This is a genomic window from Aulosira sp. FACHB-615 (genome assembly GCF_014698045.1).
Lineage (GTDB): Bacteria > Cyanobacteriota > Cyanobacteriia > Cyanobacteriales > Nostocaceae > Nostoc_B.
In genome coordinates, this window is record NZ_JACJSE010000009.1 from 45,125 (window position 1) to 70,673 (window position 25,549).

The 25,549-nt window shown below is 40.9% G+C and carries 24 protein-coding genes, 1 tRNA gene and 1 pseudogene; 15 read left to right on the forward strand and 11 right to left on the reverse strand.

Annotated elements, in window-relative coordinates:
* The first annotated feature begins 425 nt into the window (after nucleotides 1-425).
* The 4 genes from H6G77_RS16600 (at nucleotide 426) to H6G77_RS16615 (ending at nucleotide 4,450) form a co-directional block, all read left to right on the forward strand.
* On the forward strand, nucleotides 426-1,433 hold the full coding sequence (locus H6G77_RS16600) for a rod shape-determining protein (protein ID WP_190594496.1): 1,008 nt from the start codon (nucleotides 426-428) through the stop codon (nucleotides 1,431-1,433).
* A gap of 93 nt (nucleotides 1,434-1,526) precedes the next feature.
* Nucleotides 1,527-2,348, forward strand: coding sequence for a rod shape-determining protein MreC (mreC, locus tag H6G77_RS16605; protein ID WP_190594490.1), 822 nt, complete (start codon nucleotides 1,527-1,529; stop codon nucleotides 2,346-2,348).
* Nucleotides 2,345-2,965 (forward strand): rod shape-determining protein MreD, encoded by a 621-nt coding sequence (gene mreD, locus H6G77_RS16610; RefSeq protein WP_062296673.1) that lies wholly within the window; start codon nucleotides 2,345-2,347, stop codon nucleotides 2,963-2,965. Before mreC ends, mreD begins: the two co-directional genes overlap by 4 nt.
* Before the next feature lie 396 nt (nucleotides 2,966-3,361).
* Complete coding sequence (locus tag H6G77_RS16615; protein WP_190594489.1) at nucleotides 3,362-4,450, forward strand: site-specific DNA-methyltransferase; 1,089 nt, start codon at nucleotides 3,362-3,364, stop codon at nucleotides 4,448-4,450.
* 8 nt (nucleotides 4,451-4,458) lie between these two features.
* Here H6G77_RS16615 and H6G77_RS16620 read toward each other — a convergent pair whose 3' ends face one another.
* Both H6G77_RS16620 and H6G77_RS16625 read right to left on the reverse strand, forming a co-directional pair.
* Complete coding sequence (locus H6G77_RS16620; RefSeq protein ID WP_199331537.1) at nucleotides 4,459-5,031, reverse strand: restriction endonuclease; 573 nt, start codon at nucleotides 5,029-5,031, stop codon at nucleotides 4,459-4,461.
* Nucleotides 5,032-5,135: 104 nt separating this feature from the next.
* Nucleotides 5,136-5,384, reverse strand: coding sequence for a helix-turn-helix domain-containing protein (locus H6G77_RS16625; protein ID WP_190594488.1), 249 nt, complete (start codon nucleotides 5,382-5,384; stop codon nucleotides 5,136-5,138).
* A 354-nt stretch (nucleotides 5,385-5,738) separates the two neighbouring features.
* Here H6G77_RS16625 and ribD point away from each other — a divergent pair, with 354 nt between their 5' ends.
* On the forward strand, nucleotides 5,739-6,965 hold the full coding sequence (gene ribD / locus H6G77_RS16630) for a bifunctional diaminohydroxyphosphoribosylaminopyrimidine deaminase/5-amino-6-(5-phosphoribosylamino)uracil reductase RibD (protein ID WP_190872163.1): 1,227 nt from the start codon (nucleotides 5,739-5,741) through the stop codon (nucleotides 6,963-6,965).
* A gap of 59 nt (nucleotides 6,966-7,024) precedes the next feature.
* On the opposite strand, the gene H6G77_RS16635 is transcribed toward ribD, so the two are convergent.
* A complete protein-coding gene (locus H6G77_RS16635) occupies nucleotides 7,025-7,240 on the reverse strand; it encodes a hypothetical protein (protein WP_062296670.1) in 216 nt (71 codons plus the stop codon).
* A gap of 448 nt (nucleotides 7,241-7,688) precedes the next feature.
* Nucleotides 7,689-8,075: a 6-carboxytetrahydropterin synthase gene (locus H6G77_RS16640; RefSeq protein ID WP_190594486.1), complete on the reverse strand. Its 387-nt coding sequence runs from the start codon at nucleotides 8,073-8,075 to the stop codon at nucleotides 7,689-7,691.
* A 401-nt stretch (nucleotides 8,076-8,476) separates the two neighbouring features.
* On the opposite strand from H6G77_RS16640, the gene H6G77_RS16645 reads away from it, so the two are divergent.
* The 6 genes from H6G77_RS16645 to H6G77_RS16670 all read left to right on the forward strand — a co-directional run bounded on the left by H6G77_RS16645 (nucleotide 8,477) and on the right by H6G77_RS16670 (nucleotide 13,734).
* Nucleotides 8,477-9,208 carry a Uma2 family endonuclease gene (locus H6G77_RS16645; protein WP_190594485.1) on the forward strand — a complete coding sequence of 244 codons (732 nt, stop codon included), beginning with the start codon at nucleotides 8,477-8,479 and terminating at the stop codon, nucleotides 9,206-9,208.
* A gap of 79 nt (nucleotides 9,209-9,287) precedes the next feature.
* Complete coding sequence (gene fdhD, locus H6G77_RS16650) at nucleotides 9,288-10,127, forward strand: formate dehydrogenase accessory sulfurtransferase FdhD (RefSeq protein ID WP_190673297.1); 840 nt, start codon at nucleotides 9,288-9,290, stop codon at nucleotides 10,125-10,127.
* Nucleotides 10,128-10,199: 72 nt separating this feature from the next.
* Nucleotides 10,200-11,135 (forward strand): glycosyltransferase family A protein, encoded by a 936-nt coding sequence (locus tag H6G77_RS16655; RefSeq protein WP_190872164.1) that lies wholly within the window; start codon nucleotides 10,200-10,202, stop codon nucleotides 11,133-11,135.
* Between the two features lie 206 nt (nucleotides 11,136-11,341).
* Nucleotides 11,342-11,728 (forward strand): VOC family protein, encoded by a 387-nt coding sequence (locus H6G77_RS16660; protein ID WP_190594482.1) that lies wholly within the window; start codon nucleotides 11,342-11,344, stop codon nucleotides 11,726-11,728.
* A gap of 86 nt (nucleotides 11,729-11,814) precedes the next feature.
* Nucleotides 11,815-12,699 (forward strand): ribosome biogenesis GTPase YlqF, encoded by an 885-nt coding sequence (gene ylqF / locus H6G77_RS16665; protein WP_190872165.1) that lies wholly within the window; start codon nucleotides 11,815-11,817, stop codon nucleotides 12,697-12,699.
* A gap of 486 nt (nucleotides 12,700-13,185) precedes the next feature.
* Nucleotides 13,186-13,734 carry a Uma2 family endonuclease gene (locus tag H6G77_RS16670; RefSeq protein WP_190872166.1) on the forward strand — a complete coding sequence of 183 codons (549 nt, stop codon included), beginning with the start codon at nucleotides 13,186-13,188 and terminating at the stop codon, nucleotides 13,732-13,734.
* A gap of 489 nt (nucleotides 13,735-14,223) precedes the next feature.
* Here H6G77_RS16670 and H6G77_RS16675 read toward each other — a convergent pair.
* From H6G77_RS16675 to H6G77_RS16685, 3 genes are all read right to left on the reverse strand, one after another.
* Nucleotides 14,224-14,295 (reverse strand) — tRNA-Gly (locus H6G77_RS16675).
* Between the two features lie 52 nt (nucleotides 14,296-14,347).
* Nucleotides 14,348-17,515: an efflux RND transporter permease subunit gene (locus H6G77_RS16680; RefSeq protein ID WP_190872167.1), complete on the reverse strand. Its 3,168-nt coding sequence runs from the start codon at nucleotides 17,513-17,515 to the stop codon at nucleotides 14,348-14,350.
* A gap of 186 nt (nucleotides 17,516-17,701) precedes the next feature.
* Nucleotides 17,702-19,159 carry an efflux RND transporter periplasmic adaptor subunit gene (locus tag H6G77_RS16685; protein WP_242049230.1) on the reverse strand — a complete coding sequence of 486 codons (1,458 nt, stop codon included), beginning with the start codon at nucleotides 19,157-19,159 and terminating at the stop codon, nucleotides 17,702-17,704.
* A 500-nt stretch (nucleotides 19,160-19,659) separates the two neighbouring features.
* Here H6G77_RS16685 and H6G77_RS16690 point away from each other — a divergent pair, with 500 nt between their 5' ends.
* The gene (locus H6G77_RS16690; RefSeq protein ID WP_190590738.1) at nucleotides 19,660-20,535 is read left to right on the forward strand and encodes an Npun_R2479 family HD domain-containing metalloprotein; all 876 of its coding nucleotides are present in this window, start codon (nucleotides 19,660-19,662) and stop codon (nucleotides 20,533-20,535) included.
* Between the two features lie 16 nt (nucleotides 20,536-20,551).
* Here the strand turns inward: H6G77_RS16690 and H6G77_RS36625 are convergent.
* The 3 genes and pseudogenes from H6G77_RS36625 to H6G77_RS36630 form a co-directional block, all read right to left on the reverse strand.
* A pseudogene (locus H6G77_RS36625) lies at nucleotides 20,552-20,697 on the reverse strand (IS4/IS5 family transposase); the annotation flags it as partial.
* Nucleotides 20,691-20,924, reverse strand: coding sequence for a hypothetical protein (locus tag H6G77_RS16695; RefSeq protein WP_190590739.1), 234 nt, complete (start codon nucleotides 20,922-20,924; stop codon nucleotides 20,691-20,693). The gene H6G77_RS16695 and the pseudogene H6G77_RS36625, both read right to left, overlap by 7 nt.
* A 54-nt stretch (nucleotides 20,925-20,978) precedes the next feature.
* A complete protein-coding gene (locus tag H6G77_RS36630; RefSeq protein WP_190590863.1) occupies nucleotides 20,979-21,080 on the reverse strand; it encodes a transposase DNA-binding-containing protein in 102 nt (33 codons plus the stop codon).
* 742 nt (nucleotides 21,081-21,822) lie between these two features.
* Between H6G77_RS36630 and H6G77_RS16705 the strand changes: the two genes are divergently transcribed.
* The 3 genes from H6G77_RS16705 to H6G77_RS16715 all read left to right on the forward strand — a co-directional run bounded on the left by H6G77_RS16705 (nucleotide 21,823) and on the right by H6G77_RS16715 (nucleotide 24,453).
* On the forward strand, nucleotides 21,823-22,326 hold the full coding sequence (locus H6G77_RS16705) for a DUF2808 domain-containing protein (RefSeq protein ID WP_190590740.1): 504 nt from the start codon (nucleotides 21,823-21,825) through the stop codon (nucleotides 22,324-22,326).
* A gap of 630 nt (nucleotides 22,327-22,956) precedes the next feature.
* Nucleotides 22,957-23,190 (forward strand): hypothetical protein, encoded by a 234-nt coding sequence (locus H6G77_RS16710; protein WP_190872168.1) that lies wholly within the window; start codon nucleotides 22,957-22,959, stop codon nucleotides 23,188-23,190.
* 114 nt (nucleotides 23,191-23,304) lie between these two features.
* On the forward strand, nucleotides 23,305-24,453 hold the full coding sequence (locus tag H6G77_RS16715) for a serine/threonine-protein kinase (RefSeq protein WP_190673314.1): 1,149 nt from the start codon (nucleotides 23,305-23,307) through the stop codon (nucleotides 24,451-24,453).
* Nucleotides 24,454-24,484: 31 nt separating this feature from the next.
* Here H6G77_RS16715 and H6G77_RS16720 read toward each other — a convergent pair whose 3' ends face one another.
* Nucleotides 24,485-25,537 (reverse strand): AI-2E family transporter, encoded by a 1,053-nt coding sequence (locus H6G77_RS16720; protein WP_190872169.1) that lies wholly within the window; start codon nucleotides 25,535-25,537, stop codon nucleotides 24,485-24,487.
* Between the last annotated feature and the right edge of the window lie 12 nt (nucleotides 25,538-25,549).

Consider the following 25,549-nt stretch of genomic DNA (forward strand, 5'->3'; position numbering starts at 1 on the left):
GAATTCAGAATTGACCTTTGCTTTAATTGTGGAAGCAGAAGCAAAAATTCTTACCTAGCCAAAATTCCTGATTTCCAGCATAGGAAATTCTGAATTCTGTATTCTGGCTCCTGATGATTAAAAATGTGTTACAAACTTAACAACGTTGCAAGCGATATTAATTTGAGCTATCACTTAGGGAAAACTAATAAAACCGTACGGATATACTGAGTTGGGCAGGGAATATCGAAAACGTGGATGTCACAAATCTAGTCAGTATGGTCAAGAATAAATCAAAAAATGACCAACTTTACTAGACTGATGATCAAAAACGTAATAGAATCCAGCACGATTCCATCTAACATTTTTTTATAGTCAAAAAGTATTGCGAATAGGGGGCGTAGAGAAGCGTGGGGCTGTTTAGGAACTTTCGCTCATCATGGGATATGGGTATCGACCTCGGTACTGCTAATACCCTTGTTTATGTATCAGGTAAAGGCATTGTACTGCAAGAACCTTCTGTAGTGGCGATCGACCAAATCGAAAAGGTGGCGCTGGCAGTAGGAGAAGATGCCAAAAAAATGCTCGGTCGCACACCGGAAAACGTGATTGCCTTGCGTCCCTTGCGCGATGGTGTAATCGCTGATTTTGATACGGCAGAGTTAATGCTGAAAAGTTTTATTCAGCGAGTTAACGAAGGGCGATCGCTAATTTTACCGCGAATTGTGATTGGGATTCCCAGTGGTGTCACTGGGGTAGAAAGACGGGCTGTAATGGATGCCGCAGTTCAAGCTGGGGCAAGAGAAGTATATTTAATCGATGAGCCAGTTGCCGCCGCAATTGGAGCAGGTCTACCAGTTGCCGAACCCACTGGTAACATGATTATCGATATTGGTGGTGGCACAACAGAAGTTGCCGTCTTGAGTCTTCAAGGCACAGTGTTGAGTGAATCAGTACGCATTGCCGGTGATGAACTGACTGAATCCATCGTCCAATATATGAAGAAAGTGCATAACTTGGTAATTGGTGAACGGACTGCGGAAGAAATCAAAATTCGTCTGGGTTCAGCCTATCCCACCAATGAAGATAATGAAACCATGATGGAAGTCAGAGGTTTACATTTACTGTCTGGTTTACCCCGCACTGTGACCATCAAAAGTCCAGAAATCCGCGAAAGTATGTTGGAACCGTTATCCATCATTGTGGAAGCGGTAAAACGGACATTAGAAAGAACCCCGCCAGAACTAGCATCTGACATCATCGACCGTGGTATTATGCTGGCTGGTGGTGGGGCGCTACTCAAAGGCATTGATACCCTAATCAGTCATGAAACGGGGATTGTGACTCACATAGCAGCTGATCCACTCAGCTGTGTTGTACTGGGAACAGGCCGTGTCTTAGAAAACTTTAAACAGCTGGAAAGGGTATTCAGCGCCCGTTCTAAAAATATGTAGGAAAAAATATGAGATATTGGGTTCTATTTGGCTTGAATTTGGGTTTCATATAAATAGAATCCGATATCTATCAAAATATAGAAATAGGTATACATGGTTACTGTACGTCGTTGGTGGGGTCGCAAAGGGTTACAGGTTGCTTCGCTGGCCCTTGTACTAGGTGGTGCTTGGATATTACGACAGACTCAAGGGGCAATGCTACTGGAAGTTTATCAAGTAGTAACAAGTCCTCTACAGCTTTTACAATCTGGGCAAACTCCCGCAGAACGTTTGGAAGAACGCCTCAAAGATGCCCAGTTTATGGAGATGCAAACCCGCATTCAAGAACTGGAAAGCCAAAATCAACAGTTACAAAATTTATTGGGTTATGTCCAACCTGAGCCAGCCGCATCACGTCCAGTACCAGCGCGGGTAGTAGGGCGGAGTGCAGATCATTGGTGGCAACAAGTAACCCTGAATCGTGGCTCAAATTCTGGCATTCAAGAAGGGTATATTGTCAAGGCTGAGGGTGGATTAGTTGGTTTGGTAGATAGTGTCACCCCGAATACTAGCCGTGTGTTGTTGATTAGTGACCTCAAAAGTCAAGTGGGTGTGACTGTTAGCCGTACTTCTGCCAAGGGAGTGTTACGGGGCGATTCTTCCGCAGACGCGGTGCTGGAATTTTATGAAAAAGTGCCGAATGTCAAAGTCGGAGACTTAGTTTCGACTTCCACTTACAGTCAAAAATTTCCCTCTGGTTTGGCAGTAGGCAAAATCAAATCTTTGGATTTAAAGAAACTACCAGCATCGGTGGCGAAAGTTGAACTTTTCCCACCAATTAGGTCATTAGATTGGGTGGCTGTGTATCCTAAACCAACAAACCAACCACAGGAAACGCCACAGTCCAAGGAGCAAGAACAGGCAAATCAACAATGAAGATACCTTCATTCAATGGTCGTAAATCGAACAAGCCAAAAGCTGCGGAACGAAAATCGAAATCTAAAGCTTATCGCAAACCCATCGCCCGTTGGCATCCGCGTGTAGTGCAACTGTTAGATTTGTCTGTGACAGTTGGATCTGTGCTGTTATGCTTGCTGTTATTGCCGACGCGCTTTCCTGGCACAGAATTGTTGGGGTTGGGGCCGAATTGGCTGTTAATTTGGGTGGTGGCTTGGAGTATCAAACGCTCGGTTTGGGAAGGAGCGATCGCAGGTATAGTTTTAGGACTACTGCAAGATGCCCTAACTTCACCAGATCCAACTCACGCCGTCACCTTGGGTTTGGTGGGATTACTCACAGGATTAGTACAGAAGCAGCGATTTATCCAGGAAGACTTTATTTCCATCGCTTTAATTGTCTTTATCATGGCAATTTTGTCGGAGTCAATTTTTGGGTTGCAATTGAGTTTGACGGGCGATCGCAAAGTAGAATACATCTGGGCTTATTACCAAAGAGTTGCCCTAGCATCAGCTATTCTCAGCAGTCTTTGGGCTCCTGTGGTTTACTATCCCCTGAATTTGTGGTGGCAAAAGCGCAAAGCGATCGAACAATAGTTACAGAGGAAATATCTTGAGTGGACATTTGGGAGTGAGGAATCATAGGCTCAGAGCCTAAATCCTCACTCTTTTTGATTAAAAATCAATAGTCAATAGTTTATAGCAGTAGCCAAGTTGCTTAGGACATCGATAAATAATAAGACTTAGACACCACAAAGCTTTTACCCCTGTCATACCAATTCACGAAATTACTGATACAAATCACTTCCTCTGCAACTCTGATTCCGGTCGCCGAGCGAAGTCGAGGCGCTGCTTTCATGTCTGTATCATTTTTAAAGTGAAATGGTATCACCTATTACCTGTCCCTTGCTATAGATGTGAGGTGGTTTAATAACCTATTTTGGGTTATTGTATTGAATAATAAAGTGTTTTGCTCAAAAGGTAGGTGTAACGTTGAAGGATAAAAGACAGAAACTACCAATCAATCAAATTATTTTAGGAGATTGCATAACACTATTAAAAGAAATACCAGATGAATGTATTGATTTAGTTATATCTTCACCTCCATATAATTTAGGAAAGGAATACGAAGCAAGACAAGCTCTCGATATTTATCTAGAATCACAAAAAAATGTTCTACAAGAGTGCAGCCGGGTTTTAAAAAAAACAGGTTCTCTATTTTGGCAGGTAGGAGCTTTTGCGGATAAAGGTACGATTATTCCCCTAGATATTCGCTTATTTCCCATATTAGAATCGTGTGGTTTACTGCCAAGAAATAGAATTATCTGGGCTAGACAACATGGACTTCATGCTCAAAAGAAATTTTCTTGTAGACATGAAACAATTCTCTGGTTTACTAAAAGTAATGAATATATATTCAATTTAGATGCTATAAGAGTTCCGCAAAAATATCAAAATAAAAAGCATTATCGAGGAAATCGTAAGGGAGAATTATCCTGTAATCCAGATGGTAAAAATCCTGGTGACATTTGGTTATTCCGCAATGTGAAACATAATCATGAAGAACAAACGATACATCCTTGTCAGTTTCCAGAAGATTTAGTGTCCAGAATTGTATTAGCGACAACTAATGCAGGTGATTTAGTTTTTGACCCATATATGGGTGCAGGTACAGTCGCAGTTGTTTCCAAAAACCACAACCGTAACTTTATCGGTACGGAAATAGACCCCAAATATCATCAAGTAGGACTTCGCCGACTCAGTGGGGAACCTGATGAAAAAGGTTATTTTCCCAATCTCAAAACTTTACGAGATTATGTTGAGCGTACAGGTCAGCCCATCGAAAAATTTAGATTTGATGTGCAAATTGGCGAAAAAGCCTCAGATAGAAGTAAAGCTAAAATCTACCCAGAAGAGTACCATTTACAAGAAATGTATGAGCGATTACTGTATGAGGAAGCAGCTTTTTCTGCTACTCTGCAAGGTGAAGATATTCCGATAGATCCAAAACTCAATGGCAATGGTAAAAAAACTGCGGAGAAAATTCAGAAAAGTCAACAAATCGAGTTAGAACTCTTCTAAATTTTGAGCTAAGGTATATGAATTTTATAACGCTTGCTTCTGGCGTTACTTGACAGGATTTGACATTGGCAATCAATCTGCGTATTGACAATTCTAGAATATCTTGTACTTTGGTATACCGTATAAATAGCTGATATGGTGGTATTCTTCTGCTCGAATAATCCAATTAGTCTAATTGGTATATCAAAGACATGATGTTTAATTAAAGCAGTTAATTGTTGAACAGCTTGTTCGTAGTAAAGAGTACTATTAGAAGCAGGAAACATTTGAGCTTTTGTAATAATCACTAATAGCTTTGTAGAGTTACCTGCAAAATGAATGCTACTTTTAAAAAATAACTCTGATCGTAAGAGATTGTTTAAAAGAAATGGATAGTTAGAAAATTGGCTTTCTAGCAGAATACCGGATTTACCAAAATCAACGTCTTTTCCCAAGAATCTGTATTCTACTGGAATTAAGATATTACTATGCCATCCTAGTTTGACCAATGTATTTTTTATATATTGATTACTGCCTACTGGATCAAAAATCGGATTACCTTTAATATTTGCCTGATCAGAAGGCTTAATATGCAAAGGCATTTTAGTGAGGCTAGTACTAATTTCGTTCCATTCAGATTCATACTCTGTGTTGGGGCCGATAATCTGATCGGCATTGTTAAAATCAGAGAATTGAATAATAATGACTATTTCTCCTCTTTTTCCTCAAGCAATGTTTTGATAAATGTTTCTGGTTCGACCTGAAGGGCTTCCGCTACTTCTAAGAACTCAATTAGATCCAAACGGCGTTCACCGCGTTCATACTTCGAGACGTATGATTGTGGACGAGAAAGCTTATTTGATAGCTCAGATTGAGTTAGCATAGCTGCTTGGCGAGCTTTGATCAGCAATTGACGAAATCGATTGTATCTTTCAGTAAAGATTGATTTAGGCACATGAATTTTACTTGTTTTCTAACAGTTCACTTAATCTCTACGAGAGTTTTCTCAAGTACTGCAATCAAGGTTTTGTTAGATACTAAAACCTAATATAGGATTAACCCAAAATAGGTTATTAGTATAATTCTGTGAGTAATGTTTTAGCGAGAGCCTACTGAGATAAAAGGAAAACAGGTATGGTAAATATAATTACATTTGAGATGCTGGTTAGTGTTGTGTAGATTTTGGCGTGGAGATTTCGTTATTTAAGTAAGCACGCCGACAGCGAACAGTAACTTGGAAATATTAATGTTGAGGTATGAAGATCCAAATTGGAAACGTGCAGAATCTTGAAATTATTGCTCAAAATTTATGGATAATTCCCCAGTTGTTACTCAAGTAGATACATCGCTAAATTACACTCAAGAAGATGGCTTGAGATTGCGATTCTCCTCTGGAGAGGCTGCGCCAACGCCAGTGGTATTTGATTCCCCAAAGCAGAACAGTATGAGCAGTGAAGCTGACTTTGACTCCCAGATGATGCAGCGATGCTTGGAACTTGCCCGCCGTGCTTTAGGGCGCACTTCGCCTAATCCTTTAGTGGGGGCGGTTGTAGTCAAAGATGGCGAGATTGTGGGTGAAGGTTTTCATCCCCGTGCTGGTGAACCTCATGCTGAAGTTTTTGCTTTGAGGGCGGCTGGCGATCGCGCTCATGGTGCTACAGTTTATGTCAATCTGGAACCTTGCAACCATTATGGACGCACTCCTCCTTGTTCGGAAGGATTGATTAAGGCGGGTGTGGCTAAGGTAGTGGTGGGTATGGTTGATCCTAACCCTTTGGTAGCTGGGGGCGGGATTGCGCGTTTACGTGTTGCTGGTGTCGAGGTGGTAGTTGGGGTAGAAACTGAGGCTTGTCAGCAGCTAAATGAAGCTTTTGTACATCGCATTCTCTATAAAAAACCGTTTGGGATTTTGAAATATGCCATGACTTTAGATGGCAAAATTGCTACGACTGTTGGTCATAGTGCTTGGGTAACAAATCAAGCCGCCCGCAGTGAAGTACATCAACTACGGGCGGCTTGTGATGCCATCATTGTTGGTGGTAATACAGTCCGACAAGACAATCCTTTTTTAACTAGCCATCAAGTCGGGGCGCATAATCCGTTACGAGTGGTGATGAGTCGTCAACTCAATTTGCCAGAAACCGCCCGTTTATGGGAAACCCAAGAAGCACCGACTTTGGTGTTAACTGAAGTTGGAGCCAACCCTGATTTACAAAAAATCTTACTTAAATTTGGCGTGGAGGTTGTGGAATTACCCGCACTGACACCCGCACAAGCAATGATGCACTTATATGAACGGGGTTTTTGCAGTGTCTTGTGGGAGTGTGGCGGTAATTTAGCTGCAAGTGCGATCGCGCAAGGAGCAGTACAAAAAGTTATGGCCTTTATTGCTCCTAAAATTATTGGTGGTAGTCATGCGCCTACTCCCGTTGGTGATTTGGGTTTTACTAACATGACCGAAGCATTGCCCTTAGAAAATGTGCGTTGGCGTGTGGTTGGTTCCGATTGCTTAGTGGAAGGTTATTTACCTCAATAGTCAATCATCAAAAGTCAATGATCAATGGTTTTGACTCTGGACTATTGACCATTGACTTATTAATAATGTCGCTCATAAGCGATGTCACGTATCAAACTTAGCCGGGATTGAATATAGTCACCAAGAGAATCAATCTCATGGGAATCTAAGAAAACTTGTGTTGTGGTTTGTTTTACCAACCATTGCACCAAGCTAGCATCATCCAGCTGTAGGAGGGTCATGGTTTGGGCAGTTTCAACCACAGACCAAAGCTGACGCAGAATATTGGGAGTCATCAGACCTCATTGAAGATTAGCCTAGCTTTTTTTAGATTACACAATTTCGGCAGTGACTTATGGCATGAATGTACAAGCTGAGACAAGTATTATTAAAAAATTAATAATGTGATTTATAACTTTATGAACTTTCAGAAAGGCACTCTTACATCGACTAGTTCATAAAAGTTTACTAATACTATGTTGGTATTCTTATAATAATTTGGAAATGCCATCTACCAAAAGAAATATCTTAATTCTTTAGGTTTAAGAATGTATTTAATTAACAAAAATATTTAAGAAACAATAAATCATTGCTAATAAAGTTATGTGCCGAAAAAAGGATAAATGAGGGGCTAAAGACTAAAAAAAAGAAATTAGTCCCTCTTTCATGCAGAATGATAAAACTTGTTTACTAGGGACTAACTTTGCCCAATGATAAAGATGTGTAACAATCTACGGACTAAAATTATTCTTCATATTCCACCCAACTATTAGGTGTTTCTGAAACATGAACTTTTAATTGTACATTTGGCGGTACTCGCTTCTTAGTTTCATCGTAAATATACTTAGCAATCATTTCAGCCGTAGTCTCATATTCAGGAGGCATAACTTCATTTAAAATGCAGTGGTCAAGACCGCCTTTTGTGACATCTTGTTTTGCCCAACGTAAAGTTCTAAAATCCGCTACCATGACTGGATGAGGACAGAATTGTGAAGAATGCAACTGTGTTGAGGTGGCTTCGATGCGGACTTGATAATTATGTCCGTGCATCCGACCACAGGGGCCGTCATAATCTTTGATGTAGTGGGCGCTGCTAAAAGAAAATTCCGTTACTACTTTCCATTTGGGCATTTTAAGATTACCTCGTAGGCAATTTAGAGATAAATACTTACAGCAAAATCTAGAAGTCAGAATACAGAATGCAGCATCAGAATCGGCTTTTAGCCTAGCGTTGATTACTCAATTGTGTACTTAACTAACTGGAAATCTGCTGTATCTCTTGTAATTGCATGTGTAAATCAATCAGACTTTTATAGTATTGCTAATACTAGTTTAGAAAAATAATATGGCAGATATCGGGTTAGCTTGGCATTTTAAAGAATTTATCACAGTTGCAAGTGTGCGATCGCGCTGGTAGTGTTGGGGGTTAAAATGCGATCGCTACTCAGTATTTTCAAGATTCAACCAGATTATGATAGTAATGACATCTGTAATCTCCAACCAGTTGACTCAACTCTAGCCCTAAGAAAGTCATGTCAGTTGCCCAAGATTTGCCACCAGCCACAGATATAATATTTCCACCAGGAGATATATATAGTGACGAACCACCATTGGAAAGCGATTTACATCTACGCCAAATTATTTTGTTACTACAATGTTTAGAATTGTGGTGGCAAGACCGCAGTGACTTTTATGCGGCTGGAAATCTGACAATATATTATAGTCAACGTCAACTCAAATCAGAAGAATTTCGTGGCCCTGATTTTTTTGTCGTGCGGGGATGCGAAAGAAGACCTCGCAAAAGTTGGGTGATTTGGCAAGAAGACGGTAAGTATCCTAATATCATTGTCGAGTTACTTTCATCCTCCACAAAAGCCACAGATAAAGGCTTAAAAAAACAAATCTACCAAGATACTTTTCGCACACCGGAATATTTTTGGTTTGACCCAAATAATTTAGAATTTGCAGGGTTTCAATTAGTTTATGCTCAATACCAACCAATAGAACCAAATTCTCAAGGTTGGTTATGGAGTCAGCAGTTAGAACTATATTTAGGTGTCCAGAATAATCAATTGCGCTATTTTACAGCACAAGGGGAGTTATTGCCGACACCAGAAGAACTGGCACAGCAAGAAAAACAACGCGCAGATGAAGAAAAACAGCGTGCAGAACAGGAAACGCAACGTGCAGAACAAGAAAAGCAACGCGCAGAACGTCTGGCTGCTAAGTTGCGGGAGTTAAATATTGATCCCGATGTTCTGTAAAATTATTGATGATGTTGCGCGATCGCACCCTTGATTAATTAATGATAGGACTGAATAATTGTGACTATTATCCTAATCAATGAAACCCCCGACAAGAAGCAAAACTAAAACACAAGTTTGGGTAGTCGAAAATGGTAAAAAACGCCTGCGACAAGACCAACTCACCACAGAAGAACCTTTAGAAATTCGGTTGACATCACCATCGCGTACAGTAGCTATCACTATGCGAACTCCAGGCGCAGATTTTGAATTAGCGGCTGGGTTTCTGTTTAGTGAAGGTGTAATTAACAGTAAACAAGATATTGATAGGATGAGTTACTGCACAGATGAATCTGTAGATGGTGAGCAGCGTTATAACATTATTAATGTGCAGTTAAAGCCTGGCTTAAATCCAGACTTACAGCCTTTAGAACGTCACTTTTATATTAATAGTGCCTGTGGAGTTTGTGGTAAAGCGAGTGTTGAGGCTTTACTTTTACGGGGTTACGCAAAAATTACTTCGGAATTAACAGTCAAGTCTGAGGTTATTTACAGCTTATCTGATCAGTTGCGATCGCATCAGGGTATTTTTTCGGCAACTGGAGGGTTACACGCAGCAGCAGTATTTGATGCTGAAGGCAAAATTGGGAACTTACAAGAAGATGTTGGTCGTCACAATGCTTTAGATAAGTTGATTGGTAACGCCTTACTAAGTGGTGATTTACCTTTTAATCGTCATATTGTCATGGTGAGTGGACGTTCTAGTTTTGAGATTTTGCAAAAATCTGTAGTTGCAGGAATTCCAATTGTTTGTTCGGTTTCTGCACCTAGCAGTTTGGCGGTGTCTGTCGCCGAAGAATTTGGTATTACTTTAGTAGGATTTTTACGGGGAAACCGCTTTAATGTTTATACCGGATGGCAGAGAATAATTACAGCGTGATATGCTCTAAAAAATCACCTTTTTTACTTGATTTTTACGTAATTCTGTCATCAAAACCTAGGATATTTAAATATGAACACGCTTGGTCAAAAGCCGAAAGTTAGCTTTACTGTAAATGCGTGCATTGTTGATACCCCATTCATCAATCAAATACTTCGGAGTATGATGCGTTCTCTAGATTATCCATTCTCCGAAAGACTGGTAGCATTAGATCCTGGTAAGCCATCTGGTAAATATCTAGAACGTCAGACAGGACAAATAGACGAATTAAGAACGAAATTAGCACAACTGCAAACTGAGGGAATTATTGATCGAGTAGATGAAATACCTTGGGATGAAGAACTGCAAAGGTCAGTCTTAAAAAAGTATTTTGGGCGTGATGATATAGATGTTAAAGATTTTGATGGAGCGCCCATTTATCAATATCTTTTTGCCTTAGAACAGTGTACTGGTGATTATATTTTGCATGTTGATTCTGATGTGTTATTTTACCGAGATGCTACTAGAAAATCTTGGATAGATGAAGGAATTGAAATGTTGCAGGCAAATTCATCAGTTGTGATTGCTACTTGCGAAGGCGGCCCGCCACTAGCTAAAAGTTTCCTCGAAAAATTAACTGGTCGTCCGGCAAAGTCTAAACCTAAAAAGTTGTGGAATAAAGCAGGTAACGTTTCTACAAGATATTTTTTCTTAGACCGCCAGCGATTGGAAAAGCAAGTTTTACCACTAGTCCAAAAGGATATCAAAGAACCATTAGAAAATTCACTTACACATACTTTTAAAGTCAAAGGTTTTGAACGTTGGTCAATGACGGCTGGGACTTGGGCAATTCATCCTGTAGAACATGGTGAAAATTTTATTAAACATTTAGATGATTTAATTTGGGCTGTAGAAAACAATGTTTATCCCTTTAAACGTACTGGTAAGCGATGGAATATGCACACGGATGGTAATGATATCAAACCCTGGCTAAATGCAATTTCTCAAGCTAAGTCTGCAATGTTTTAAATTTTGAACTAATCCAGTAGAAAATAGTAGAGACGTTGTATACAATGTCTCTACAGCATTTATAAAGTGCAGCATTTGATGTAGCAGTCTTATTTGAGGAATGAACTAAAGAGACAAGGGAGACAAGGTAGAGAGACGTTTATAGAAGATTTAGGATTGCTATAGAAGTGGGATGAATTAACGACAGTTTGAGAAATATAATAGTGATGGTTTTGCGATATACTGAAGTATTCGTGGCGATCGCCACAGTGAATTTAGAAAAATTAGTAGATTTCTATACCCAATTGTTCAGTGAAAAACCGAGTACTTTAATTCCCAATGTTTATGCAGAGTTTCAACTAACAAGTTTACGTTTGGGAATTTTTCAACCGAAACAGAGTCATGAGTCAGAATTTACCAACTCAACTAAAAGTAAAATAAGTTTGTGCTTTGAGGTGAGTAATTTAGAAACTGCGATCGCTCATCTCACAAATTTAGGCTATCCTCCACCCGGCGAAATCTCCATCGCTTCCCACGGACGAGAAATTTATGCTTACGATCCTGAAGGTAATCGCCTAATTCTGCATGAAGCTAAGGGAGTCAATAGTTATTAGTCATTTGTCATTTGTCATTAGTTTTTTATCTCCCTTGTCTCCCGTGTCTTCCGTGTCTCCCACACTCCCCCACTCCCTACAAAAATATGTCTCTCACAAACAACTACAAATTAAACCTGATCCAATGGTATCCGGGTCATATTGCCAAGGCGGAAAAGAATCTCAAAGAACAGCTAAAGCTGGTAGATGTGGTGTTAGAAGTCCGCGATTCGAGGATTCCTTTAGCGACGCACCACCCGCAAATTGGTGAATGGGTGGGAAGCAAAACGCGGATTTTGGTGTTGAACCGCTTAGATATGATTACACCCCAACTGCAATCGCTATGGACAAATTGGTTTAAAAGTCAAGGGGAAATACCTTATTTTACCAATGCTCAACATGGTCAAGGTGTAACGGCTATTGCTAAAGCCGCCCAAGCTGCGGGTGTGGAACTAAATCAACGAAGACGCGATCGCGGTATGTTACCTCGTCCTGTAAGGGCTGTAGTGATTGGTTTTCCTAACGTTGGTAAGTCAGCCTTAATTAACCGCCTTTTGGGACGGCGTGTAGTAGAAAGTGCTGCACGTCCAGGTGTCACACGTAACTTACGCTGGGTACGTATATCTGATCAATTAGAATTACTTGATGCGCCTGGGGTAATTCCTTCCCGTTTAGAAAATCAAGCCGCAGCGTTGAAGTTAGCAATTTGTGATGATATTGGACAAGCATCTTATGATAATCAACTCGTCGCATCAGCATTCGTAGATTTTATAAATGAAATTCATATAACAGCGAATCATTTATTACCAGAGTCACCATTCAAGTTACGCTACGAACTCGACTCATCTACCTACACAGGCGAATCATACCTAGAAGCTTTGGCAGAACATCGCTACAACGGTGATGTTGAACGTGCGGCGAGACAACTTTTCACAGATTATCGCAAGGGTTTATTAGGGACAATTCCTCTAGAATTACCACCAAAAGTATAAACAACGATTCCCGACATTTTTTGAGTAGTCAGTAAGAACAGTACGGCGGCTGATAGATAAAAGGTATTAATCTTGGCTATGATGCTCCCAGTTCTCAGATAGTGGCTTTGGCGTTACGTCATGCAATCAAAAGACAATTTAGGATACGGAGAGCGATCGCTTCATGATTGACATCCCATTTTGCATAAAAATTCTTGGGTGTCATTCCTAGCTGACATCAAGCAAAAAAAGTACGCCTACCTTTGGGCAAAATACAGTCTAGAAGACGCTCAAGAAACTTAGGACTTACGCAATAACCCTCTCAAATCCTCTTAACTTCGTGTCCTTTGCGTTCTTTGCGGTTCGTTTTTTCATGATTTTGCGTAAGTCCTGAAACTATACCAGGACTATAAAAGAACAGAGATTAACACCCTAGAACCTTAGTTCAGTTAGACTCTTGTAATTACGAAGTAAAATAAAGATAGCCAAGCCAACTGCACAATTGCCATGACCAGAACACTCATCCACTGGACAGTTGAAGACTATCATCGGATGATCGCAAGCGGTTTGCTGGCAGGGCGACAGGTAGAATTAATTGATGGGCAGATTTTAGAAATGCCTCCAGAACTTCCGATTCATCGAGCAACATATCGACGAGGCGTGAAGTATCTAGAACAATTGCTAGAAAATCAAGCCGTCATCTTCTCAGCAGCACCAATTACATTGCCCAATTATAGTGAACCACAACCAGATATTTGCGTCGCAGTTCCCCCAGAATCTCGCTACAATGAACGCCATCCTGAACCAGAGGACATTTATTGGCTAATTGAGGTTTCAAACTCTATACTAGCTTACGATTTAGACGAAAAAGCCAAGCTCTACGCCAAAGGCGGGATTCAAGATTATTGGGTATTGGATATAGTCAATACTCAGTTGTGGGTGCATCGAAATGCACAAAATGGAGAATATCAGTCAATTGTGCGTGTTTCTACAGGTGTGTTAACTCCACTGGCGTTGCCTAGTATAGTGGTTGAAGTTGCTCGTTTGCTGGGCTAGTGAAGCATGGCTGATACAATTTAAGCCTTAAGGTCATGAAATACATCAAAGTCAAGGATTCAAATCTACAGTGATTTACACCCTTATACCAATTTAAGATGAAAACTATAAAAACCAATTACCCCCCTTAATCCCCCCTTGGAAAGCAGGGTGGTTTCATACAGTCAGAGAAAAAAGGCAACTGTGTTTCAAAGCCTCTCCCCCCGTGGGCTACGGTGTACACACAAGTCGAATTACCCCCCTTAGTCCCCTGACAGGTGTAGGTTTTTTACGTTATGCCCCAAAAACCTTGATTTAGGGTGTAGGGGTGTAAGGGTGTGAGGGGGGTGGAACTCTGATTAAATCGTGATTTTTAGAGTCGCTACTCATCACTCTGTTAAAAACCTACACTTGTGAGCCCTTAATCCCCCCTTGGAAAGGTGGGAAACTAAGCAATCTAGTTCCCTCCCCTTTACAAGGGGAGGGTTAGGGTGGGGTAAAATACTGAAAAGCGGGCGATGGGACTCGAACCCACGACGTTCACCTTGGGAAGGTGACATTCTACCACTGAATTACACCCGCAAATACTAACTGTTAGCTAAGTCAAAGCTAACAGAGATTATACCATAATTGATTAGTTTTGGATTTCCGAGACAGATGTGTTGTTTGGCGATCGCACATTCCTCACTTCTCTGTCTTCCGCAGGTGGTTTTTTACCGAAACCGTAACGCAATGTATTCAAAATCCAAGTTTGGAAGTTATCAATATAGCTAAATATGACTGGCACTACTACCAACGTCAGCAATGTAGAGGTGGTAAAGCCTCCCATAATGGCAATTCCCATTGGTTGACGCACTTCGGAACCTGCGCCAATACCCAAGGCGAGGGGAAGAGTACCTGCAATTGTGGCTAAGGAAGTCATCATAATTGGACGCAGACGTGAAACACCAGCTTCTATCAAGGCTTGGCGTTGGTTCTGCCCTTCCTGCATATTGATGATTGTGTAGTCTACCAACAAAATCGAGTTTTTGGTGACAATTCCCATTAACAACACAATCCCAATTAAGGCGTAAATTCCCAGGGGTTTTTGGGCGACCATCAAGGAGACTAATGCACCACCCAAGCAAAATGGCAATGCGGCCATAATCGATAAAGGATGCAGAAAGTTGTTATATAGCAGCACCAGAATTGCATAGATGCACATAATCGCTAAAGCTAATGCACCACCAAATCTGCCAAAAATTTCCTGCATAATTTTGGCACTACCAGAAGGTTGTTGAACAACTCCAGGTGGTAAGTTTTGCATTGCTGGTAGCTGATTTACGGCTTTGACTGCTTCTCCCAGAGATATAGTTTGTAAGTTGGCTTCTAGTGCGACTTGACGGGCGCGGTCGTAACGGCTGATGGTGGCGGGGCCACTGCCAAACTTGATATCAGCCACAGCGACTAGCGGAACTAAACTCCCGTTTTGGCTGGGAACTTGCAAATTTCTGATATTGTTGATGTCTGCGCGGGCTGTTGGGTCAATTTGTATGCGGATGGGAATTTGCCGATCGCTCAAGTTAAACTTAGCCAAGTTAGCATCATTATCACCAATGGTAGCTAAAGAAGCTGTCCGGGCGATCGCTTGCACTGTTACACCCAAATCGGCGGCGCGTTGCGGGTTGGGTATGACTAAAATCTCTGGTTTGACTAAACTAGCAGTCGAAGAAACTTCTACTAGTCCAGGAATATTCCGCATTTGTTGTTCTAAATCATTAGCGGCTTGGGTTAAAGCTTCAGGATTTTCACTCCTAAGAACAATAGATAATGCTTTACGACCACCTCCAGGCCCTTGATTTTGAAAACTAATTCTTGCCCCTGGAATTTCTTGAAATAACGGACGGGTTTGTTCTTCAAATTGTTTTTGGGAAATATTGCGTTCTTCTTTGGGCTTTAACTGAATTGATAAGGTAGCTGAGTTGATTTCTTCTGTGGCTAACACCTTTTCCACCACGGGGTTTTGGCGAATAATGTCAGTTGCTTGAGTCACTACTTTATTGACATCTTCTAAGGTGGAACCGGGAGGAACTTCAATCGCAACGTTAGAAATGCCAAAGTCACCGTCATCGACAAAACCTTTGGGAATCAAGGGAACTAACATCAAACTGGCGATGAAAAACGCCATTGCGATCGCAATTGTGGTTAACTTATGGCGTAATGCGGTTTGTAATAAGGATTTATACGGCTGAAACTGACGTTTTGGTTGTGGCTTTTTGATTTGACGATAGAAGATTTGACTTAATCTGTTCTTAGCATCTGTAGCACTAGATTGATGTTTTTTATCCTTTAATAAATACGCCCCCATCATCGGCGTAATCATCCGCGCTACCATCGTGGAAAAAATTGTAGACACCGCCACAGTCACACCAAAGGGTTGAAAAAACTGCCCAGGAACACCCCCCATAAACGCCACCGGGAGAAACACCGCAATAATGGTTGCGGCACTCGCCATCACAGCTAAACCCACTTCGTCGGAAGAGTCAAAAGCTGCTTCCCAAGGTGATTTCCCCATTGCTATATGCCGTTCCATATTTTCAATTTCCACCACGGCATCATCTACTAAGTTGCCGACAGCCAAAGCTAATGCCAGCAAAGTCATATTATTGAGGGTATATCCCAAAGCTTGCTGCACGGCAAAGGTCGGAATCATTGATAAAGGTAGAGCAACGGCAGTGATTAAAGTCGCTCTCCAGTCGCGTAAAAAGAGTAAAATCACGATGATTGCCAGCACTGAGGCTTGAATCAACTCATCAATGGTGCTTTGATAAGATTGGCGAATAATATCGGCTCTGGTAAAAATTAACTCGATTTTGATATCTGGGGGCAGGGTTTTTTGTAGTTCGGCGACTGCGGCTTTCACGCCTTGTTCTACACTCACTACCACGCTGCCAGTACTCCGCAATACTTGAAAAGCTACCACGGGTTGATTATCCAAACGGGCGGTTTGTCGCACATCCGCGTATTTATCTTCCACCGTACCCAAGCTGGATAAAGGTATAGAACCACCACTAGGCAACAGAATTTCATAAGTTTGCAGCAGATTCACACTGGTGGCACTACCAAGGGTGCGTATTGTTTGTTCACTACCGCCAAGTTCAGCGCGTCCACCGGGTAAATTGATGTTAAAAGCCCGAATTTGGTCGTTTACTTGGGTGGCGGTAATGCCCAAAGATTGTAAGCGGTCAGGGTCGAGGTTAATCCGAATTTCGCGGTCAACGCCACCAATGCGCTTGACTTGTGCCACACCTTTGACGGTTAACAAGGCGCGGCTAATAGTTTGGTCTACGATGTTGCTTAATTCTTCAACAGAACGCTGATCTGATTTGACTGCATAAAAGATAATCGGGCCGCCAGCAAACTCTAAACGTTGTACTACGGGGTCATTAATATCTTGGGGGAGATTTTGGCGGATTTGAGCGATCGCATTTCTGACATCATTGGTAGCGCGATCGCTATTTGTTCCTAAAACAAAATTAATCGTGGTGGTAGACTTACCATCACTGACACTAGAAATCATATTATCGATGTTGCCCAACCCAGCGACAGCATCTTCAATTTTTTTCGTCACCTGCGATTCCAGTTCTGCTGGCCCTGCACCCGGTTGGGTAACAGTCACAGAAACCGCCGGCACATCAATGTTAGGGTTGGTGTCAATTCCCAAGGAAATGAAAGATAACCACCCAACAACTGTCAAAATTAAGAATAAAACAATGGTGGGAACAGGTTTTTTAATTGACCAAGCCGAGATATTGAAGGACATTTTTGGTGTGGGAGTGAGTGGGAAGTGTGGGGAGTGTGGGAAGTGTGGGGAGTGTGGGGGGTAATTTTTTGGATACTTAGCTAGAAATCCCACACAAAATTTCGTTCACCCAGACAAGGGAGATAAGGGGGACAAGGGAGAGAGGGGGGACAAGGGGGACAAGGGAGAAAAACAAATGACTACCTATCACCTGTCACCTGTCACCTTGACGCGATCGCCATCTTTGAGATAACCTGCACCATCAACGATGACGCGATCGCCTAATTGCAAGCCATTTTTAATTTCTACGAGTTCGCTATTTATTGGTTCTCCGACTTCTACTTTCTGGCTTTGGACGAGATCATCACCGGAGAGGGTGTATACAATGGCACTACCATCGGCTTGGGGTTGTACGGCTTTTTGTGGTACTGCCATTGCCAGTGCTGTATTTGTTGTAATAGCCGCACGGGCAAACATCCCTGGCCGGAGTAAGTTGGTTAAAGGTAAGTCGATTTTGACTGTTGCTTCTCGGCGTTTATCGTTTACTAGAGGTTGTATTTCTCTGACTCGCCCTTGCAACTGCACGCGATTGTCAATATCGGAGGTAATTTGTACAGCCGCGCCAATTTCTACCTGTGGTAATTGAATTTCGGGAACTTCGGCTTGCAGTTCTAATCTGCCATCCCGAATAATCGAAAACAGTTTTTGTGTTCCCCCAATCACCGTCCCTACTTGGGTTTGAGGCGGAATACCTGTAACATCACCCACTCTGGCGAGTTTTTCCGCCACAATTCCCGAAATCGGGGCGCGGACTACGGTTTGTTTTAACTGTGTTTGTATTTGTACAACTTTAGCCACACTACTGCGTACATCTGCTTCGGCTTTATAAATATTAGCGACAGCACTCCCGGTAGTAGCTTGGGCGCTAATTACATTGGCTTGGGCGCTGCGAATATTTTCTTCAGCCAGTCGCACCGCCTCGGTAGCCGTTTTGACTGTGTAGGCGCGAGTATCCAGTTCTTGCAGACTAATCGCCCCAGCCATTGCCAATTTGCGATAGCGCAGATAATTCTTTTGGGCTTCTTCTAACTTAGCTTTGGACTGGGCTAAATCAGCTTTTCTTTGCCGCACGATCGCTTGATAAGATGCGACAGTAGCTTGCTGTGAGACTACACCAGCCTGTTTGGAACCCACATCAGCTTGTTTGGATTCTACCTCGGCTCTGGCTCCACTCATTTGGGCTTGCAACATCGAATCATCTAAAATTGCCAAAACTTGTCCCTTTTTGACATAAGTGCCTTCCTTAATATCTTCAGGAATAATTTTGACTTGCAAACCATTGGCTTGGGGCAGAACTGGAATTAAATCACGGGCGGCGATCGTACCTGTAGTATTTAAGGTGCGAGAAACACGGGTGGTTTCGACCGGGGAAACAGTCACCGTCAGGACTGGGTTAGATTGGGGCGTGATTTTATTCGCTACAGCTTTGTCTTGCCTCGCTGGTAATTGAGTTAACACACCCATCCCACCTAATGCGATCGCTATCCCCACGCCAACACCCATAAACATTGGTGTTAGCCAAGGGCGAGTCGGTTTTCTGGCTGATTGCTGCCATGCTTCGACATTTTCTTCTCGTTCTAGTTCTGGAATCCTTTCATCACTCAAGAGACGCACCTCCACTGCGGAAACACACAAAATGTTAGTTATTTTTAAGAAAGTTTGCGACTAGTTACCGTATATTAAATCTGACTTCTATCTTTAGTTTTGACTGTAATAATCCCCAATATGACTACGATGACATAAGTCATGTTTTTTATTATAAAGAAAAAGAAAAAACCGTAATTATACGTAAATTCCTACTTTATCTGACTTTGTATTTCCATCACACTCTGAGTCTTATTAACGTCACAGATCCTTTGTATGCAGATCACTGGATTTTGTGCATAAATATGAAACACTGATGAGCGTAGGATACGCCAAATAGTGTCTGTTGACAGGCAACTAAGAAAGTATACCTATCATGTGAACCAGATTCCCGCAACTAGCATTCACAGCCATACTTGGGTTAAAAAAGATGAATATACTTTTCAATACCAACTAAAGCCTTAATTTTGGGAATATTAATCACAAACAAGAAATCTTTTGATCTGAACTGAGCAACCAATATGTTCAACGCCACTGAAATTTTAATAGATGCTTTTGTCAAGCAAATTCGAGAAGGCTACAGTCGTACTTATGGCTGTCTCAAAAACGATTATCAAGACATCATAGCCTGGGCTGGGAGCATGGCGTTGGAAAATATTGCCAATAGCGATGCCCTATATCACAATGTCGAACACTCTATTTTAGTCACCTTGGTAGGGCAAGAAATTTTACGTGGCAAACACATCCGCGAAGGTGGCGTTTCTAGTGAAGATTGGTTGCATTTTATTATCTCCTTAGTTTGCCACGATATTGGTTATGTCAAAGGAGTTTGCCGCCAAGACCAAGAAGCCGCAAGTTTATACGCCACAGGGAAAAACGGCAGAATGATTTCCCTGCATCCTGGTGCTTCTGATGCTAGTTTGACACCTTATCATGTCGATAGAGCCAAACTATTCATTGATGAGCGTTTTGGTGGACACAAGCTCATAGATGCTGAAGTGATTAAAAGTAACATTGAATGGACTCGCTTCCCTGTACCCGCAGCCGAAGATCATCATGACACTATTAGCTTTGCTGGCTTAGTACGGGCGGCTGATTTAATTGGACAATTGAGTGACCCCCGTTACTTAAAGAAAATTACCTCGTTATACTACGAGTTTGAAGAAACGGGGATGAATAAAGTTTTAGGCTACGAAACCCCAGCCGATTTACGCAAAAACTACGCCAAATTTTATTGGAATGGCGTACATCCTTATATCAAGGATAGTCTGCGTTACTTATCACTCACCCAACAAGGCAAACAAGTGATGGCAAACCTCTACTCCAATGTGTTTGTCGTCGAACATGAAAAAATTCAAGAAGAACAAATGTACATCATGGAGCAGTTACATGCTTAACTTGTAGTCATTTAGCATCAGTTTGACAACGAGCTAAGTAAGTCAAGAACAATAAACGCCAAGCAACGATGCTATGAGTAGCCAAATGTGTGCGGTTTCCAGTTGTAGCTTCTCGATGCCACAACCACTTTTCAAAACATAATGATAACGTTCAATCAACCAGGGATAACTGTTGTTGCTCTATGATGCCTAATGGTTATTCCCTGTGGCAAGACTGTCAGGACTGAGTGGACTTTTAATCCTTGAGCATATTTGCTATCGAGATATCCTGTTCTCGATAGGGCTTTGTGAGTCGTATAGTTGAGTTCTGTGGCATCTTGAATCGCCAACACTAACCCATGCTTACCTATTCTCTCTAGTGTTGCATCTCGATGTCCTTGTCTAATCATGGATGGTTTGATGTAGGGTAAATCCTAAAAGTCATGGGTGGCTTTAGTTGCCGCCTATGTGCCACTGGCTTGGGGAATACTTGCTTCTGGTTTAGTACTTAAATTTTCTACGATTTTGATTAACCGTTTGGTTCTTCTGATGTCTCCTAATTCTATTGTTTCTAGTTATTTTGTGATCCATTGTTCCATACGCTGACTTTGGTAGATTTTCTCTCTTTTATACCAACTACATCTTTCCTCCCTTCTGTCAATTTTTCTGTTAAGAAATATGTTTATAATAGATAGCTTCAAAAGGGAGGGCTAGGGGGATCTAAAAGTATTTGATACATCACAAGCATGTTTTAAAACATCCTCTGAAGAACAAATCTATCTGCGTTTATCTGCGGTTAATGATTTTTGTTTGTACGTCACTAGGTTCAGAAAAGCTATAGGACTCATATTTGATTTGGGAAAAAAATCAGTACACTCAGATCAGGTTTCTTTCCTACTCCCGACTTCCCATTCCCTATTCCCTACCTATCGCGCTTGCGCTGCGCTTCGCGCACCACACAAATAAATTCAGAAATCAAACCGGATTCCTAGATATTTGATTACCAATACATAAATTATGGGATTTCTCCCGTTTGCAAGGAGGGATTTAGTCTCTAAAACACCCTCTAATAACGGGTGTTTAAAATGCTGCTTACAGTCAGGTAAATTAGTGGCTATATGGTACATAACCCTTGACTGGTAAACCTTTTGAGCCTCAATAATTATTTTTGATATAGAAATTAAAGCCAACTCTTTATAAATTTTAATTTATTACTCAGCGTTTTTTCATGTTAATCAACTAATGTATTGATGTAGATAGATTGCATAACAGCAAGGTATTGTTTCACCCCAAAGTGAGGTTTTAATTATGAAAGCTTTAATATTTGGTAGTTTGTCTGCTTTAATACTCACAACAGCTTCTACGGCTATAGCTACCCCAACCAAATCTCAACAGCTAGATTCTGCATCATCGTCTCAAATTGCCTATACAGTTAATGTTCCGAGTATTACCAACTCTGGAGTGAGAAATGATACACATTTCATTAAAGTTGCGGTACTGGGAATGTCTGTACAAGACTTAATGATTTCTCTACCCAACCAAATGGAACGTTTTACTAATGTTCGGGTGGTAGATGATTCGGGTAAAGAGATTGCAGCAAAAACAGAAATCACAAAAGAGCGTTTGTCAATTACTTTTGATCAACCAATAGCTTCTGGTAAGTCTGTAGAAGTGCAGTTGACAGGTGTACAAACAAAAATTTTAGATGGAAGAATATTACTCTATGGAGTCACCGCTAAACGAACTGGCTTACAAGGGGAAATTCCTGTAGGTACAGCGAGAATTGACCTGCCTTACAAAAATGCTAATTAAAGTTGGGAAATAAGTAGATTGGTGTAATTTACCATTTATCCTGTTGTTATTAGTTTTACTTTTCCTAATATAGTTTGGTTTATTATCACCAACTTACTTATTGATATCGTGTCTTTGAGAGTACAGAGGTGTAGGAAAAAAGTTGTGCGATCGCTGCATCTTGCACCAACTGTTTTATTATTTGTAAATAGTCCAATTATCGGTGATTTTTTCTAAAATTCCCGAACCAAAATTAACTATTAGAAGGTTATCAGACAAATAGACTAGCGGATAAATTCTACTTCTACAGGCGATGAAAAATGCGATCGCTATTTAGTAAACCTGAAGCATCAATGGTTGCTTTCTGTTCGCCAACTGACCGAATATAAACAGGACTTACGCATCAAAATTTTCTGTGGGGATTGGGTGTAAGGGTGAAAGGGTATGGGGTGTCAGGGTTTTGAATACTTACACCCTTACACCCTCATACCCCTGCACCCTGTTCTAAAACCTTATTTTTTCGTTTTTTTGCGTAAGTCCTAATAAAGTACATTATTCCGGCTCTGAATATGTAAATGCAATAGCCGATCCAAGGTTAAAATAGTGGTTCTGTAACCAAATTAAGCGATCGCCTAGTCCAAACATCAAACTATGAATTATCAAATTTGCGATTTGGAAGCGACTCCCGAATGGCTGAAAATGGAATCAATTGATTACATCGCCGAATGTTTAGAGACTTGTGAAACTCTAGAAATGGTGGCTGACTTACGAGAAACCTTTCCTCGCCAGACACTACGGTCGGCAAGTATCAAGGTATGTGAAGCACAACGCCAAAGGCTGATTAATTGGTTGCAGGTGTTGAATCAACAGGATCAAGTTGCATAAATTCTCATCAGTGGTAAAGTCATCGGTTATTTTGAAGTTACATTTAGCAAATATCAACACTCTTCCGTCAAGTAAAAGGGACAATAAAAACAAGTCTCCCTCAGTTCGCAACGCATGAGCTACTGCCTTAATCCTCGGTGTTCCAAACCAGAAAATCCGACTGATGTGAAGTTCTGTACGACTTGTGGTTCTAAGCTTCTCCTTAAAGAACGCTATCGTGCCATTCGTCCAATAGGACAAGGTGGTTTTGGCAGAACCTTTTTGGCTGTCGATGAAGATAAACCCTCAAAACCGCGCTGTGTGATTAAGCAATTTTATCCGCAAGCCCAAGGTACAAATACAGTCAAAAAAGCGGTGGAGTTATTTAACCAAGAAGCGGTGCAGTTGGATGAATTAGGTAAACATCCACAAATTCCAGAACTTTTGGCATATTTTACCCAAGATGATCGGCAGTATTTGGTACAAGAATTTATCAATGGGTTAAATTTAGCGCAGGAGTTAGCCCAAAATGGGACTTTTAGCGAAACGCAGATTTATCAACTATTACATGATTTATTATTGGTGTTGCAGTTTTGTCATGCTAGACAAGTAATTCACCGTGATATTAAACCGGAAAATATTATTTTACGTGAGAGCGATCGCAAACTAGTTTTAGTGGATTTTGGCGCAGCTAAATCGGCAACTGGTACAGCTTTAAATCACACTGGTACAAGTATTGGTAGTCCAGAATATGTAGCACCAGAACAAATTAGAGGTCGAGCAATTTTTGGCAGTGATATTTATAGTTTGGGGGCTACTTGTATTAACTTATTAACTGGGCGATCGCCTTTTGATTCTTATGATGCTAATAGTGATACTTGGGCTTGGCAACAATATTTATCTACTCCTGTGAGTCCACATTTAAGTCTCATTCTCAATAAAATGCTAGAAAGCATTCCCGCTAGACGTTATCAAACAGTAGATGAAATTCTCCAGGACTTAAATACCCAGTCTCCGCCTAATAATCAACCACATACACCTATAAAATCCCAGGTTCAGTCGTCATCACAAACTTTACCACCGCAAGTTGTGAGCAAAACACCAAGCCAAATTGATTTAGAATTAGAAGAATTAAAAACTCAATTTATAGGTGGCAAATCTCAACCAAATCAAGTACAGCCAAAAAATACCACATCGCCACCTACAAATAACAGCAAAATAGATCAAGAATTAGAAGAATTAAAAGCTAAATATTTAGGTAACAATAACTCACCAAATCCCTAATGAATTTTAATAAATTTAATTTTTAATTGATTTATGGTGTAGTATTGCCTAGTTTATCAGTGTTAAACAAGGGTTCTGCAAATCTTTTCAACAAACTGGTTAGGGGTACAGCCAGCAGAATTCCTAACACCCCACCTAATTTTGCACCACACAGCAGAGAAATAAAAATAACAGCAGGATTTACGCCAGTCATTTGACCCATTAGACGAGGTGCAACAATAGTTTCGTTAATCTGTCCCACCAACACCACTATTACTAATAACTTCACTGCTAACCAAATATTTTGGATAGCAAGTATGGGAAGAATCAAGGATACTGTCACAGTTCCACCAAAAGGGATAAAACTGGCTATCCCAATCACCAAACCAAATAATAGTCCGAAAGGAATTTGAAACACCAAAAATAAAACTATGAGTGCAGTACCTTCAATCATTGCTAAAGTTGCTTGTCCAGCAAAGTAGTTTTGGAAACTCTGCTGAATCAGAGATGGTAATTGAACATTCCAGGGTTGGGGGAATAGTTTAAACAGCGCATTCAACAAACTAGAACCGTTGAAAATTAAGAGTATGGTGAGGACGATTGTAATCAGTAAATTCAGCGTACTATCAAAGATACCAAAGAGAAAATCTACAATTTGACTGGGCAAAGATTCTAGATTTTGGGTAAATTTATCGATAACTTCTGTAGTGAGGTTGGAAGCATCAAAAGATAAGTGTGCTAGGGGTATATTGATGTGAATTTCTTGGAGTTGCTGTTGTCCTTGGTCAATTAATGCTGGTAGGCGATCGCCAAATTCAATTAATTGTTGATATACAATCGGTGCGACACCAAAACCCAGAACTAAAAAAGCTGTGACTGCAAATATGAGAACCAACAATACCGACCAAATCCTTCCCACACCCCGTTTTTCGAGATAACTAATCGGAAAATTTAAGAGAAAAGCTAGTAAACCAGCGACTAATAAAATGCTGGGAATAGGTTGTAATTGCTGTGAGATAATTTGCAATAACCAAAGATTGAGAAACAGCACCGGAATCACAAAACACCAAACTGTCCAACGCGAAAGACTCAAATTTGCTAACATCTGATTTATTTA